Here is a 13,636-nt window from a genome sequence, read left to right on the forward strand (position 1 = left end):
GGAATATGAAAAAAGAGCACATTGAGCCATTTTTTGCGACGCTGAAAGCAGCCAATCCGCAGCCCAATACCGAGTTGGAATATACCAGCGTGTTTGAGTTGCTCACCGCTGTGCTGCTGAGTGCGCAAGCCACCGATGTGGGGGTGAACAAGGCCACGCGCAAGCTGTTTCCGGTGGCCAACACGCCGCAACAAATTTTGGATTTAGGGCTTGAAAGTTTGGAGCGTTACATCCAGACCATTGGTCTGTACCGCAGCAAAGCCCGTCACCTGATGGAGACCTGTCGCCTCTTGGTGGAACAACACTACGGCGTGGTGCCGCGCACACGTGAAGCGCTGGAAGCCCTGCCGGGCGTGGGCCGCAAAACCGCCAACGTGGTGTTGAACGTGGCGTTTGGCGAAGCCACCATGGCGGTGGACACACACATTTTCAGAGTGGGCAACCGCACCGGGCTGGCCCCCGGCAAAACACCGTATGAGGTGGAGATGAAGCTGATGCAGCGCATTCCACCCGAATACTTGGTGGACGCGCACCATTGGTTGATCTTGCATGGCCGCTATGTGTGCCAAGCCCGCAAGCCCTTGTGCTGGCAGTGCGCGGTGTCTGACTGTTGCAGCTTCAAACCCAAGACGGCGAAGCCTTAAACCAACTCTTTCTCGTGCATCCAAGCGGCGTGTTTGGGCGCGCGTTTGGTTTGGCTCCACTCTTCGAGCATCGCCCATTTCACCTCGTCGAGCTTTTTGTACATCTCTGGCGTGCCAATGTCACATGCCAATTCGAGGCGGTGACCGTTGGGGTCAAAGAAGTAAATGCTCTTGAAGATGGTGTGGTCGGTCACACCCACCACGGCAATGCCTGCCGCTTGCAAGCGGGCTTTGGCTTCTTCTAATTCAGCCACGGTGTCGACTTTGAAGGCCAAGTGCTGCACCCACTCAGGCGTGTTGGTGTCACGCCCCATCGCGGGTGAGTTGGGCAACTCAAAAAACGCGAGCACATTGCCGTGTCCCGCATCGAGGAACACATGCATGTAGGGGTCGGGCGCGTGGGTGCTGGGTACTTGGTCTTCGGCAATGGCCAAGACAAAGTCCATGTGGAGGTGCTTGACGTACCACTCCACAGTGGCTTTGGCGTCAAGGCAGCGGTAGGCCACGTGGTGAATGCGGTTGAGCTTCATGCGAGTTCTCCTGTCAAGGTTGAATGTCTGCGGCCACATCGGCACGTGCAAGGGTCAGGGCTTCACGCAACACGTGCATATCACCCACATGGTTGGCCAACAGCAAGATGAGCTTGGCGTTGACCAAGGCGCTTTGTGCGTCACTCAGGCCCCGGTGGGTGTCGATGAGGGCTTGGTAAAAATCATCGCCCGGCGTGAAATCGCGAAAGTAGCGCTTGCCGGCTTCGTTGAAGTTGGGGGCGAGGTTCAGGGTCTGTGTCATGGTCGGCTCCTGGCGTCACACATTACAAATGGCACGGTCACGCGCGGCGGCAATCGCGTCGCGGTGGACGCCGCGCCAACGCGCCACCACATGTTGGTCAGGACGCACCAGCCAGGCACTGCCAGGCTGTGCGTCGTAGCGCTTGGCAAACAGGCCTTGCGCATCGACCAGCACGGTCACGCCGTCCACCGCACCCGCCTGACGGCTGACCACGATGGGCTCTACCGCCACCGCATCTTGCGCCAAGCGTTGCAGATCACGCAAGGTCTGGGCATCGAGTTGCGCCACCTCGTCCACATACACCAAGCACTGAAACCGATGACCGAGTTGGTCGAGCAACCAGTTGCTTTGGCCGTTGCAGGTGATGGGCGCATCGTCCATCGGTGCGCCCGGCAACATGTCGCCCGCAAACACATCAACGTCGGGGGTATTGAGCACCGAGTGGGTGATGAAGCTCGGCACCGACAAACGGCCCGAGTTGACCAACTTGCGGGCAAACGGGTGATGCCGCGCCAACTCCAGCGCCGCTTGCCTGAACAGCACGCTGGTGGGGCTCTTGGGCGTGATGAAGTCGGTCGAGCGGGTCGAGTTCAAGATGTTTTCGTCAGCAGCGTAGACACGCTCGTCGTTGTAGCTCTCCAGCAATGACTCGGGGGCCAAACCCTTAATGACCAGCGCCAGCTTCCACATCAGGCCATCGGCGTCTTGCAGGCCTGAGTTGGCACCGCGTGCGCCAAACGGCGACACCTGGTGCGCGGCATCGCCCGCAAACAACAAACGCTGGTGCTTGAACTTGTTCATGCGCCGGCACTGGAAGGTGTAGATGCTGACCCACTCCAACGCGAACGGACGCTCGTCACCCAGCATGGCTTGGATGCGCGGCACCACCCGCTCGGGCTTAGTTTCTTCCTCGGGGTCGGCGTCCCAGCCGAGTTGAAAGTCAATGCGCCACACGTTGTCGGCCTGCTTGTGCAAGAGCACACTTTGGCCCCGGTGAAACGGAGGGTCAAACCACAAGCGACGCTCGGCGGGAAAGTCGGCTTTCATCACCACATCGGCAATCAAGAAGCGGTCTTTGAACACCTGGCCTTCCATGTCCAAGCCCAACATGCGGCGTATCGGGCTGCGTGCCCCATCGGCCACCACCAGCCAGTCGGCCTCGATGCTGAACTCACCCTCGGGCGACTCGATGCGCACCACCGCATGGTCGGCCTCGGAGGTCACGCCCACCGCTTTGCACTTCCAGCGGATGTCCACGCCCAATTCCAGCGCACGCGCCACCAAGGCTTCTTCCAAATAGTATTGCTGCAGGTTGATCATGCCGGGGCGCTTGTGCCCCGGCTCTGGAACCAGGTTGAACTGGTACACCTCATCTTCTTGCAAAAAGGTGCGCCCAATGTTCCAGCTCACGCCTTTGTCGCACAAGGGTTGGCCTATCCCTAAGCGGTCCAAAATTTCCAAGGTGCGTTTGGCGTAGCACACGGCACGCGAGCCCACCGACACCGAGTCGTCCTCGTCAAACAGCAACACCTCCAAGCCCTGCAAACGCGCATCCACGGCGGCAGCCAAGCCCACAGGCCCGGCACCGATGACCACCAGAGGCCGGCGCTGCGGCGGCGTGGTCATCAAATCGGTGGGCGGCACGTAAGCGAATTTCGGGTAGGTGTAAGACCCCATGGGGCATGTCTCCTGCTTTTTTTAGATGTGCTAATGTCTCACGCAGAAGTTTAACATTGGTAAATTCGTTTCTCTAATCGAAATTTCAAAGAGATCAAACCAAGTAACACCGAGCTTACGCTTTTGTACTCAAAGAATGAAAAAAGAGATTTGGGTCAGCGTGTCGCCTTGAAGCAAGCTCATTGGATGTCAATCTTGAAAATTATTTTTTTGCTTTGACAGCAGGGATTGTGATGCTGCTCAATTTTTTTATTTCGTTCATTCCCACGAGCGAACGCATCTGACGGATAGCAATACCGTTGAGCTGCACCAAACAAGGCTACGTTCAACAAATCTGCCTCACTGGCATACACAGTTACCGTCTGTGCCTTGGTCAGTCGCGGGGGGATCAAGTGCGCCTTGATCGCATCGGTGTGGATTTTGTAGTTCACCTTGGTCAAGGTGCGTTGAAAGTTCCACTCCAACGCGGTGCTCTTCGCTTCTTCGTCTTTGAGACGTTGAAACTCTTTAATGAGGTATAGCTTGAACTCCGGGCTCAGCCATGATCCAAATTCGAATGCAATGTCTTTGTGTGCAAACGTACCGCCGTATCGCCCTGCTTTTGCCAAAAGGCCAATGGCCCCTGTGGCATCAATCCATTTCTTGGTCGACAAGTAGAAACTGTTTCGCCCCGCTTCGTTTTTAATTCCCTCGAATTCGAGGGAATTAAAACCTGGGTTGTTGATCTGCCAACAAATGCAAAAAAGCCACCCGAAGGTGGCTTCAGCCAAAGCACTGCCCGCTCAATCCGCTGACACACCCGCCTTGCGAATGATCGGGTCCCACTTGGCGATCTCGGCCTCCAAGTGGGTTTTCAAACCTTGGGGCGTGATTTTTTCCAGCGGTGGAATGTCTGAGCTGAGGTCTGCCATGCGTTGTTTGACCGTGGGGTCTTGCATGGCAAAGCGCAAGGCGGCGTTGATTTTGTCAAGCACCGGTGCGGGTGTGCCTTTGGGCGCGTACATGCCGTGCCAGACCTTGACTTCAAAGCCTTTGAGTCCTTGCTCGTCGAGCGTGGGAATGTTGGGCAACGCGGCCAGCCGCTTGGTGGTGGTGACGCCATACACCTTGACGCGGCCCTCTTTGATCATGGGCACGGTCTGCGTGGTTTGGTCGCACAGCATGTCGACCTGACCACCCAGCAAGTCATTCATGGCGGGGCCTGTGCCTTTGTAGGGAATGGTGTTGATGTCCACACCGATCATGCTCTTGAACAACAGGCCGCACAGGTTAGACACCGCGCCCAGCCCAGCATCGGCCAAAGACACTTTGTCTTTGTTGGCCTTGATGTAAGCCAGCAACTCGGGGAAGGTGTTGGCGGGCATGTCTTTGCGCGCCAACAAGGTCATGGGCACATCCAGCACTTGGCCGATGTACTCGAAGTCTTTGAGCGGATCGAACGGCAGCTTTTTGTACAAGGCAGGCGCGGTGGCCATGCCCATGTGATGCAAGTAGATGGTGTAACCGTTGGGTGCCGCACGCGCCACCCGGTTGGAGGCAATGGTGCCGCCTGCCCCGTTGACGTTTTCCACCAGCACCGACTGCCCAAGCGATTTGCCCATGGGGATGGCCATCATGCGTGCCACCACATCGGTGGGGCCACCCGCAGCGAACGGGATGATCAAGGTGACAGGTTTGTCGGGATAGCTCGGCACGGTGGTTTGGGCTTGCGCCCAGCCGCCAAACAGGCAACAAACCAACAGACAAATGGAACGTGTGTTTTTCATCCAGGGTCCTCAGGTGTGCGACATCGCAGGGGTGCATGGTGAATCACACACACCCTCATGCACATCCCGGTTAACCCGCCCTGCCCTTGCAGATGAAGCTCAGAGAGGCGGCAGCGTCAGCCCCAACTCTTGCAGAATCGCCTCGGTGTGTTGGCCCACCGAGGGAATGTCATCCATGCGGTAGTCAAAGCTGCTTTGCTTGCCCGGCGGCAACAACGCAGGCATAGGCCCGGCGGGTGAACCCACCGAGGTCCAACGCGCACGGGCCTGCAACTGCGGGTGCGCCCACACCTCGGCCATGCTGTTCATGCGGGCGTTGGCGATGTGTGCCACGTCCAGCCGCTCAATCACTTGGGCGGCGGTCAACTCGGCAAAGCTGTCCAGAATGATGTGTTGCAAGGCCACGCGGTGGGTGTTGCGTCGCGCATTGCTGTCAAAGCGCGCATCGGTCGCCAACTCGGGTTGCAGCAACACGTGTTGGCAAAACTGCACCCACTCGCGTTCGTTTTGCAAACCCAGCATCACCGTAGCGCCATCGCCCGCCTGGAAAGGCCCATACGGGTAAATGGTGGCATGCGCGGCCCCTGTACGAGGCGGTGGCGAGGCACCGTCCATGGCGTAGTACATGGGAAAACCCATCCACTCGCTCAAGGCTTCCAGCATGGACACGTCAATGTGCGAGCCCTGCCCGGTTTTGTCGCGCAGCAACAGCGCCGACAAGATGTTGGTGTAGGCGTACATGCCCGCTGCAATGTCGGCAATCGAGTTGCCGCTTTTGCTGGGCTGCTCGGGCGTGCCCGTGACCGACAAATAACCCGCTTCGCTTTGGATCAGCAAGTCATACGCCTTCTTGTCACGGTACGGGCCGTCGTTGCCGTAGCCCGAGATGTCGCACACGATCAAGCGTGGCTGTGCCGCCATCAATGTGGCCGCATCCAGCCCCATGCGCGCGGCCGCGCCGGGGGCGAGGTTTTGCACCAACACATCGGCCTTGGCCAACAAGGCTTTGAGCACGTGCAGGTGTTGCGGGTCTTTGAGGTCAAGCGCCAAGCTCTCTTTGGAGCGGTTGACCCACACAAAGTGCGATGACTGGCCGTGGGCACGCTGGTCGTACGCACGGGCAAAGTCGCCCACACCAGGTCGCTCAACCTTGATGACGCGGGCACCCAGGTCGGCCAATTGGCGGGTGCAAAACGGTGCCGCGATGGCGTGCTCCAGCGACACCACCGTGATGTGGTCGAGCGGACGGGGCTTGTGTGGGGCTGAAGGGTTGTGGGATGTCATGAGAAATCGATCAGACAAGTTCGGCGCTGGCTTGCATGGTGAGCCAACCAGCATAGTCTTGCGCCCACAGGCGGATGTGCTGGCCACTGGCATCGGGCTGGCCGCTCACGCGCAGGTGGCGCTGATCGGCACACTCAAACGTGGGGCGCAGGGCTTTGAATTCAAACCGTTTCATAGGGCGATCGCTGTGGCGACGCACCAAGTCCACCAGCAAGGTGGCGATCAAGGGGCCATGCACCACCAAACCGGGATAGCCCTCGACCTGGGTGACGTACTGGCGGTCGTAGTGGATGCGGTGGCCATTGAAGGTCAGCGCCGAGTAGCGAAACAGCAGCACATCGTCAGGCACCACCTCGCGCTGCCACACGGCGCCTGGCTGCACTTGCTGCGCAGCCGACAACGGAGCGGGTGCAGCATCACCCGACTGGGCAGCAGGGCGATAGACGATGTCGTGCTCTTCCGTCAAGCACAAGCCGTGCGCGTTGTGCACCTCGTGTTTGACCAACACAAACAGCAAGTCACCCGTGCGGCCGGCCTTGTGCGTGACCGATTCGATGGTGGAGACACGGCGCACCTCGTCACCCACACGCAACGGTGCATGCCAGTGCAAACGCCCACCTGCCCACATGCGACGCGGCAATGGCACAGGCGGCAAAAACCCACCACGCTTGGCATGACCGTCGGGGCCAATCTCGGACTGACGGTGGTGTGGCAAAAAGAACAACCAGTGCCACAGCGGCGGCAACTCGGTGCCCGCCACAGGCTCGGCATCGTCACGGTCCAGCGTGGCACTGAGGGCGCGCAACGGCGCTGGCGTGATGAGGTCATGCAAGCTTTCACTGCGGCCTTGCCAGCTTTGCAAGTGAGCGAGGGTGTCGGGCGTGAGCAACGTGCTCATGGGCGTCAGTCCACCGAAGCGCCGGAGCTTTTGACGATCTGTGCCCAGCGCACCATGTCTTCGTTGAGCAAGGCGGCAAATTGCTCGGGCGTGGTGGGCGCGGCCAACTCCACGCCTTGCAGTTCCAGCTTGTCACGCAAGTCTTTGGCGGCCAAGGCTTTGCCCATGCCGTCTTGCAACTTGGCCAACACATCGCTCGGTACACCCGCTGGGGCAAACAGGCCAATCCACAGCGTGCCGCTGTAACCCGGCACCACCTCTGACAAAGCAGGCACGTCAGGCAAGGCGGGGGAGCGGCGTGGGCTGCTCACCGCCAGCGGCTTAAGTTTGCCGGCCTTGATATGCGACAGCGACGAAGGCAAGCTGGCAAACACCAGCGGCAACTGCCCACCCAGTACATCGTTCAGGGCTGGTGCCACGCCTTTGTAGGGCACGTGCTGCAAGTCGATGCCAGCCATGCTGTTGAGCATTTCACCCAGCAGGTGGTTGAGGGTGCCATTGCCTGCTGAGGCGTATTGGTAAAAGCCGGGTTTGGCTTTGGCCAAGGCGATGAGTTCTTTCACCGAGTTGGGCGCAAAGCCTGGGTGTGCCAACAACACATTGGGCACGGCACCAATGAGGCTGATGGGCTTGAAGTCTTTCACCGGGTCAAAGCCCGGGTTCTTGTACAGCGCGGGGTTGATGGCCTGGCTGCTGCTGATGGTCATCAACAAGGTGTACCCGTCTTTGGGCGCTTTGGCGGCGTACTGCGTGCCGATGTTGCCGCCGGCACCGGGACGGTTTTCAACCGCCACAGGCGCACCCAGCACCTCAGAGAGTTTTTGGCTGACCACACGTCCCACGATGTCGTTGGTGCCACCCGCGGTTTGCGGCACCACCATCACAATCGGTTTGCTGGGGTAGTGGCTTTGCGCCATGGCAGCTTGCACACACCAGCCTGTGGCGGTGAACGCCAGCCACACGGCGGCACGAAGAAGGAGGCGACGTTGGATGTTCATGGCCGCATTTTGCCGAATCTGCTGTGACAACTGACGCAAGCCTTAGGCCGTCGTCATTCGGCTTGGCAAGAAGTATCAATAAAGATATCATTACTCAATGGCCAACCTCGACAAAATCTTGGAGCAAATGCGGCGTGAACCTGCCAATGTTCGCTTTGCTGATCTGCACAAGCTTTGCGAATTTTACTTTGGCAAAGCAAGGCAGCAAGGCGGCAGCCATTCGATTTTCAAAACTCCGTGGCCTGGGGACCCAAGGGTGAACATTCAAAACGACAAAGGTAAAGCAAAGGCTTATCAGGTCAAGCAAGTACTGTTAGCACTGGACCGATTGGGAGTGAAACCATGAACATCAACCACTACACCTACCGCGTGACGTGGTCACCCGATGACAACGAACATATTGGCCTGTGCGCCGAGTTCCCGTCGCTGTCTTGGTTGGCACCAAGCCCTGAGAAAGCGCTGGCAGGTATCCGCAAAGTCGTCAGCAACGTGGTGGCAGACATGCAAGCCAACAAAGAGCTGATTCCAGAAGCTTTGTCAGAAAAAAATTACAGTGGTCGCTTCATTGTTCGCGTGCCATCCGTGGTGCATCGAAGTTTGGCCACCGAGGCTGCTGAGCAAGGCGTCAGCCTCAACCGTTTGGTGTCGGCTAAGTTGGCGATGTGAGCAAGCGCCGCAAGGTGTCCACGCTCATGTGCTTGGCCACAAAATCGGCCAAGCCATCGAACACGGTGTCTAACGTGGGGACGTGTTGACCGAACAAGGCGTGCAGCACACGGGGGTCTTCCAACATGCCATGCAGGTAAATGCCCAGCACATTGCCGCTGAGGTTTTGCCATGCCAAATGCGGCAACACCTCCACCGCGCGTTGGCCCGCGGCTGCCATGGCGGTGTGCTCAGCGGTTTGGCCGTGATGAATTTCATAGCCTTGCACATCCACGCCCGACAGCGCTGACCAAGCCCCCGTGATGGGCGCAAACGTGGCCTGTGTGTGGCGCACGGTTTTGTCGGTGGCAAACACGGTGACCAAAGGCAGCAAGCCCAAACCGGGTGCATTGCCGTCAATGCCATCGGTGTCGATCAAGGCTTCGCCCAACATTTGCAGCCCGCCGCAAATGCCCAGCACCGCCCCACCCTGCGCGGCGTGTTGGGCCACGGCCTGATCCAAACCCTGGGCGCGCAGCCAGGCCAAGTCGCTGCTGGTGTGTTTGGAGCCGGGCAAGATGAGCCAATCGGTGGGCGTCAAGCCCGCCACATCAGCGGGCGTGCGCGCCCACACCAAGCGCAGGCCAGGCACGTTTTTAAGGGGCTGAAATTCATCCAGGTTGCTGATGCGCGGATAGGCCACCACAGCCACGGTGCGGGTGACGGCACCTGTGCTGCGACTGCGGTCGTCAAACACACCGTCTTCTTCTGGCAAGCCGTGCTGCCACCACATGGGCAAGGTGGCCACGGTGGGCACACCGGTCAAGATTTGCAATTGCTCGGGCGCAGGTGCCAGCAAGCTGGCATCGCCACGAAACTTGTTGAGCACAAACCCGGCAATGCGCGCCTGGTCGGTGGGCGGCAGCAAGGCCCAGGTGCCGTACAGATGCGCAAAAGCGCCGCCTTTGTCGATGTCGGTCACCAGCAAGCAGCGTGCGTCGGCGTGTCGTGCCACGCGCAGGTTGACGATGTCGCTGTCCATCAGGTTGATCTCGGCGGGCGAGCCCGCCCCTTCGATCACCACCACATCGTGCTCAGCCCGCAGCGCATCCAGCGCCGCCGCGATGTGCGGCCACACATGTTCGCTGCGTTCGCGCCAGGGCGTGTGGGTGAGTGCGTGGTTGACGTCGCCCAGCAACACCACCTGGCTGTGGGTGTCGGCCTCAGGCTTGAGCAGCAAGGGGTTCATGCGCACGTCGGGCACGGCACGCGCCGCCAAGGCCTGAAAGTACTGGGCCGAACCGATCTCGCCCAAGCCGTGGGCAGAGGCCACCACCCGGGCGTTGTTGCTCATGTTTTGCGCTTTGAACGGTGCCACCTTGAAACCCTGGCGCGCATACCAGCGGCACAAGGCCGTGGCCAACCAGCTTTTACCCGCCCCACTGGACGTGCCGAGCACCATGACACAACGTGCGGTCATACAGCCCCCTGAGATGAGATATGAGGCACCACCACCCACTGCTGGGCCACAGCATGGATGGCAATGCGGTGTTCGAACACCGCTTCCACAGCGCGGTGCGTGGCCGCTTGTGCGCAAGCGCCCTGAAACACCACCCGCCCGGCTTGCATCAGCACCAGTTCATCAGCCTGCAAGGCCATGCCGATTTCGTGCAGCACACTGACCACGGTTTTGCCCTCGGCCACCAAGGCGCGCATCTGCTGCAACCAGTCCACTTGGTAAGGCGGGTCAAGATTGGCCAAGGGTTCGTCCATCAACAAGACCTGCGCTTGCACCGCCAGCGCACGCGCCAGCAACACGCGTTGGCGTTCGCCGCCCGACAAGGCCCCCAAGCGCCGCTCACGCCAGTCCCACGACTGGGTGGCATGCAGCGCGCGCATCACCTCGGCATGGTCTTGTGCACTGGGGCCAGCCAGCCAATCTTGGTGTGGCAAGCGCCCCAGCATCACCACATCCCAGACACGCACATCGTCTGACGCCGCTTCGCTTTGTCCCAACCAAGCCAGCTGCTGCGCACGTGCACGGCGGTGCATGGCTTGCACCGGTTGGTCAAACCAGAACACCTGGCCTTGGGCTGCGGGCAACACACCCGCCAGCACCTTGAGCAGGCTGGATTTGCCAGCGCCATTGGGGCCGACGATGCTGGTCCAGCGCCCGGCGGCAAACGTGGCATTCACATCCTGCAACACGGGGCGACGGCCCAAGGACACATGCAGCCCTTGAGCCCGCAAGGCCATGCGGGTTGAGGTGTTCATAAAGCCCCCCCTGACCCTTGTTCTTGCCCTTGGTTGCGGTGCATGAGCCACAACAAATAGACACCGCCCAACACGGCGGTGAGCAGCCCCACCGGCAACTCTTGCGGGGCCAGCACAGCGCGCGCCAGCACGTCGGCCCACAACAGCAACGCCCCCCCCATGCCCGCCGACAACACCCCGCCCCAGCGGTGGGTGCTGTGGGTGATGGCGCGCACCACATGCGGCGCGACCAAGCCCACAAAGGCAATCAAGCCCAGTTGTGCCACAGCGGTGGCCGTGGCCAACGAGAGCACGCCCACCAACACCACCCGCATGGGCCCCAGAGGCAGCCCCAAACTCAAAGTGGTGGACTCGCCCAAACTCAGCGCATCCAACAAGGGGCTCAGCCATGCCGCCAGCGCGCTGCACAACAGCAGCACCGCCAACATCAACCCGCAAGCCGGCCAACTGACAAACGCGGTCGAGCCCAACACAAAGCCTTGCATGCCTTGCAACACTTCGGGGCGCAACAAGGTGATGAGCGACGACACCGCGCCCAGCACCACGCCCACAATCACACCCGCCAACAACAAACGCAAGCTGTGCTGCACGCCACGCGCCAACACCAGCGTGAGCCCCACCGCCAACACGGCCCCTCCAAACGCCATGCCCGTGAGTCCCACATGCAGCCACAGCCCTGTTGCCACGCTGGGCCCCAACAGTGCCAAGCCCAGCGCCACACCCAGCGACGCACCGGAGGCGCTGCCCAACAAATACGGATCGGCCAAGGGGTTGCGAAACAAACCCTGCGCCAGCGCACCGGCCAGCCCCAACAAAGCACCGCCCACCCAAGCGCCGATCGAGCGCGGCAGACGGATGTCCCACACGATTTGCCAAGACAAGGGGTCTTGCCAAAGCGCCCACACGCGAGATACCCCTGTGCTGCCCACCGCGCTGCCCATCACCAAGCCGATCAGACTGAGCAGCAGCAACACGCTGCCAAAGTGCCAGGGGCGTATGGCTTTCATGGCACAGCTCGCACGTTGCGCAGACATTGGGCCATCAGTGCCGCCGCTTCAGCCATGCGCGGACCGGGACGCACCAGCACATCCGACTGCTCGGGCGTGAAGGTGCACACCCGTTGCTGTTGCAAGGCGCTCAGGTTGGCCCAGCCAGGACGGTTGCGCATAAGCGCCCAGTTGCTGTCGCCCACCATGATCACATCGGGCTGGGCGCGCACCACAAACTCTGGGTTGAGTTGCGGAAACGGCCCCAACGCGGCGGGCACCACATTGCTTGCCCCCAAGCGCGTCAAGGTCTCGCCAATGAAAGAAGCCTCGCTGGCCGCATGCGGCGCGGGGCTGACTTCGAAGTACACACGTGCGCCACGCGCCGACGCGGGCACCGATTGGGCGGCCGTGGCCAGGCCCGCCTGGATGTCACGCCACACGCCTTGCGCCTGCGTGTCTGGCAAGCCCAAGGCTTGACTCAGGGTGGTGATGACGCGCTGCATGTCGGCATGCGACTTGGGCTCAAGCGACAACACCTGGAGGCCCAAGGCACGCAGACGGTCGGCCCCACGTGCAGAGCTGGCCATCAGCACCAAGTCTGGCTTCAGCGCCACCACGCTCTCGATCTGCGGGTCAATGCCGCCCCCCAAACGCGGCAACCTGGCCACCGGCTCGGGCCAGTTGGAATAGCGGTCCACCCCCACTAGGCGCTGGCACTGCCCCAAGGCACACACGGTTTCTGTGAGGGATGGCAGCAGGCTGACGATGCGCTGCGGTGTGTGGGTGAGTGTCACCTCGACCTGCCGGTCATCGCGCACCACCACGGCCTGTGCGCTAACCACACACAGCAACCACAGCACAAGACTTCGCAGCAAGCGATCAGCCATGTTGCACCACCCATTGCTGCACGATGCGGTGCAACTGCGCCACGCCATCGGTCAAGGCGGCGGGGCCGGGTTGCAAGATGTCGGCTGATTTGATTTCAAACAACTGCCCATGGCGCACCGCAGGCACGTCTTGCCAACCCGGGCGTGCGGCCACTTTGTCAGCGCGGAACTTCTTTCCACACCATGAGCCAATGATGATGTCGGGCGCACGTTCCACGATGGTTTGCCCATCGGCAATGATGCGGTCTTTGCCCAGCGACATGCGCGCCAGTTCAGGAAAGCAGTCGTCACCCCCCGCGATGCCCATGAGCTCTGACACCCAGCGGATGGCGCTGATGTGGGGCTCGTCCCACTCTTCAAAATAAATCTTGGGGCGACGCTTGAAGGTAGCCGCGGTGTGACGTATCTCGTCCAACTGCACACGCATGTGCGCCAAGCGTTGCAGGCCTTGGTCAGCTTGCCCCACCATCGCAGCCACTTGGTAGAGCATGGAAAAAATCTCCTCCACACTGCGTTGGTTGAACACCGTGACTTGCACGCCCGCACGAATGAGCGAAGCCGCAATATCGGCTTGCAAATCTGAAAAACCAAACACGCAGTCGGGCTCAAGCGCCAAGATTTTGTCGAGCTTGGCGCTCAAGAACGCACTGACCTTGGGCTTTTCAGCCCGCGCCCGACGCGGGCGCACCGTGTAGCCTGAAATGCCGACGATGCGCGCCTCTTGCCCCAGCAGATACAGCCACTCCGTGGTCTCCTCGGTGAGGCAGACGATGCGGGAGGGG

General features: G+C 60.5%; 16 protein-coding genes. 3 read left to right on the top strand and 13 right to left on the bottom strand.

Annotated elements, in window-relative coordinates; genetic code table 11:
* Positions 1 to 5: 5 nt before the first annotated feature.
* Positions 6 to 644, top strand: coding sequence for an endonuclease III (gene nth, locus B9Z41_RS06435; RefSeq protein WP_100146214.1), 639 nt, complete (start codon positions 6 to 8; stop codon positions 642 to 644).
* Here the strand turns inward: nth and B9Z41_RS06440 are convergent.
* The 8 genes from B9Z41_RS06440 to B9Z41_RS06475 all read right to left on the bottom strand — a co-directional run bounded on the left by B9Z41_RS06440 (position 641) and on the right by B9Z41_RS06475 (position 8,059).
* Positions 641 to 1,174: a VOC family protein gene (locus B9Z41_RS06440; RefSeq protein ID WP_100146215.1), complete on the bottom strand. Its 534-nt coding sequence runs from the start codon at positions 1,172 to 1,174 to the stop codon at positions 641 to 643. The genes nth and B9Z41_RS06440 overlap by 4 nt on opposite strands.
* A 13-nt stretch (positions 1,175 to 1,187) precedes the next feature.
* Positions 1,188 to 1,436 carry a DUF2783 domain-containing protein gene (locus B9Z41_RS06445; RefSeq protein ID WP_100146216.1) on the bottom strand — a complete coding sequence of 83 codons (249 nt, stop codon included), beginning with the start codon at positions 1,434 to 1,436 and terminating at the stop codon, positions 1,188 to 1,190.
* 15 nt (positions 1,437 to 1,451) lie between these two features.
* A complete protein-coding gene (locus B9Z41_RS06450; RefSeq protein ID WP_100146217.1) occupies positions 1,452 to 3,113 on the bottom strand; it encodes an FAD-dependent oxidoreductase in 1,662 nt (553 codons plus the stop codon).
* Between the two features lie 179 nt (positions 3,114 to 3,292).
* Complete coding sequence (locus B9Z41_RS06455; protein WP_199172951.1) at positions 3,293 to 3,883, bottom strand: KilA-N domain-containing protein; 591 nt, start codon at positions 3,881 to 3,883, stop codon at positions 3,293 to 3,295.
* 12 nt (positions 3,884 to 3,895) lie between these two features.
* Complete coding sequence (locus B9Z41_RS06460; RefSeq protein ID WP_100146218.1) at positions 3,896 to 4,879, bottom strand: tripartite tricarboxylate transporter substrate binding protein BugD; 984 nt, start codon at positions 4,877 to 4,879, stop codon at positions 3,896 to 3,898.
* Positions 4,880 to 4,978: 99 nt separating this feature from the next.
* Entirely contained in the window at positions 4,979 to 6,163 is a 1,185-nt protein-coding gene (locus tag B9Z41_RS06465) for a CaiB/BaiF CoA-transferase family protein (protein WP_100146219.1), read from the bottom strand.
* 10 nt (positions 6,164 to 6,173) lie between these two features.
* Positions 6,174 to 7,061 (bottom strand): MaoC family dehydratase N-terminal domain-containing protein, encoded by an 888-nt coding sequence (locus tag B9Z41_RS06470; protein WP_100146220.1) that lies wholly within the window; start codon positions 7,059 to 7,061, stop codon positions 6,174 to 6,176.
* Positions 7,062 to 7,066: 5 nt separating this feature from the next.
* Entirely contained in the window at positions 7,067 to 8,059 is a 993-nt protein-coding gene (locus B9Z41_RS06475) for a tripartite tricarboxylate transporter substrate binding protein (protein WP_100146251.1), read from the bottom strand.
* A 97-nt stretch (positions 8,060 to 8,156) separates the two neighbouring features.
* On the opposite strand from B9Z41_RS06475, the gene B9Z41_RS06480 reads away from it, so the two are divergent.
* The gene (locus B9Z41_RS06480) at positions 8,157 to 8,405 is read left to right on the top strand and encodes a toxin HicA (RefSeq protein ID WP_100146221.1); all 249 of its coding nucleotides are present in this window, start codon (positions 8,157 to 8,159) and stop codon (positions 8,403 to 8,405) included.
* Complete coding sequence (locus tag B9Z41_RS06485; protein WP_100146222.1) at positions 8,402 to 8,725, top strand: type II toxin-antitoxin system HicB family antitoxin; 324 nt, start codon at positions 8,402 to 8,404, stop codon at positions 8,723 to 8,725. Before B9Z41_RS06480 ends, B9Z41_RS06485 begins: the two co-directional genes overlap by 4 nt.
* Here B9Z41_RS06485 and B9Z41_RS06490 read toward each other — a convergent pair.
* The 5 genes from B9Z41_RS06490 to B9Z41_RS06510 form a co-directional block, all read right to left on the bottom strand.
* A complete protein-coding gene (locus B9Z41_RS06490) occupies positions 8,709 to 10,184 on the bottom strand; it encodes a cobyric acid synthase (RefSeq protein ID WP_100146223.1) in 1,476 nt (491 codons plus the stop codon). The genes B9Z41_RS06485 and B9Z41_RS06490 overlap by 17 nt on opposite strands.
* The gene (locus B9Z41_RS06495) at positions 10,181 to 10,978 is read right to left on the bottom strand and encodes an ABC transporter ATP-binding protein (protein WP_100146224.1); all 798 of its coding nucleotides are present in this window, start codon (positions 10,976 to 10,978) and stop codon (positions 10,181 to 10,183) included. The genes B9Z41_RS06490 and B9Z41_RS06495 overlap by 4 nt, the downstream gene beginning before the upstream one ends.
* Positions 10,975 to 11,985 (bottom strand): iron ABC transporter permease, encoded by a 1,011-nt coding sequence (locus B9Z41_RS06500; protein ID WP_100146225.1) that lies wholly within the window; start codon positions 11,983 to 11,985, stop codon positions 10,975 to 10,977. Before B9Z41_RS06500 ends, B9Z41_RS06495 begins: the two co-directional genes overlap by 4 nt.
* Positions 11,982 to 12,854: an ABC transporter substrate-binding protein gene (locus B9Z41_RS06505; protein ID WP_100146226.1), complete on the bottom strand. Its 873-nt coding sequence runs from the start codon at positions 12,852 to 12,854 to the stop codon at positions 11,982 to 11,984. Before B9Z41_RS06505 ends, B9Z41_RS06500 begins: the two co-directional genes overlap by 4 nt.
* Positions 12,847 to 13,636: ABC transporter substrate-binding protein (locus B9Z41_RS06510; RefSeq protein WP_369823295.1), on the bottom strand; the 790-nt coding region annotated here is incomplete at its 5' end. The genes B9Z41_RS06510 and B9Z41_RS06505, both read right to left, overlap by 8 nt.

The organism is Limnohabitans sp. JirII-31 (genome assembly GCF_002778315.1).
GTDB lineage: Bacteria > Pseudomonadota > Gammaproteobacteria > Burkholderiales > Burkholderiaceae_C > Limnohabitans.

Coding starts and splice junctions, on each gene's coding strand:
- B9Z41_RS06440 (WP_100146215.1), bottom strand. CDS start 1,174: ATGAAGCTCAACCGCATTCACCACGTGGCCTACCGCTGCCTTGACGCC.
- B9Z41_RS06470 (WP_100146220.1), bottom strand. CDS start 7,061: ATGAGCACGTTGCTCACGCCCGACACCCTCGCTCACTTGCAAAGCTGG.
- nth (WP_100146214.1), top strand. CDS start 6: ATGAAAAAAGAGCACATTGAGCCATTTTTTGCGACGCTGAAAGCAGCC.
- B9Z41_RS06485 (WP_100146222.1), top strand. CDS start 8,402: ATGAACATCAACCACTACACCTACCGCGTGACGTGGTCACCCGATGAC.
- B9Z41_RS06500 (WP_100146225.1), bottom strand. CDS start 11,985: ATGAAAGCCATACGCCCCTGGCACTTTGGCAGCGTGTTGCTGCTGCTC.
- B9Z41_RS06490 (WP_100146223.1), bottom strand. CDS start 10,184: ATGACCGCACGTTGTGTCATGGTGCTCGGCACGTCCAGTGGGGCGGGT.
- B9Z41_RS06465 (WP_100146219.1), bottom strand. CDS start 6,163: ATGACATCCCACAACCCTTCAGCCCCACACAAGCCCCGTCCGCTCGAC.
- B9Z41_RS06480 (WP_100146221.1), top strand. CDS start 8,157: ATGGCCAACCTCGACAAAATCTTGGAGCAAATGCGGCGTGAACCTGCC.
- B9Z41_RS06460 (WP_100146218.1), bottom strand. CDS start 4,879: ATGAAAAACACACGTTCCATTTGTCTGTTGGTTTGTTGCCTGTTTGGC.
- B9Z41_RS06495 (WP_100146224.1), bottom strand. CDS start 10,978: ATGAACACCTCAACCCGCATGGCCTTGCGGGCTCAAGGGCTGCATGTG.
- B9Z41_RS06445 (WP_100146216.1), bottom strand. CDS start 1,436: ATGACACAGACCCTGAACCTCGCCCCCAACTTCAACGAAGCCGGCAAG.
- B9Z41_RS06450 (WP_100146217.1), bottom strand. CDS start 3,113: ATGGGGTCTTACACCTACCCGAAATTCGCTTACGTGCCGCCCACCGAT.
- B9Z41_RS06505 (WP_100146226.1), bottom strand. CDS start 12,854: ATGGCTGATCGCTTGCTGCGAAGTCTTGTGCTGTGGTTGCTGTGTGTG.
- B9Z41_RS06475 (WP_100146251.1), bottom strand. CDS start 8,059: ATGAACATCCAACGTCGCCTCCTTCTTCGTGCCGCCGTGTGGCTGGCG.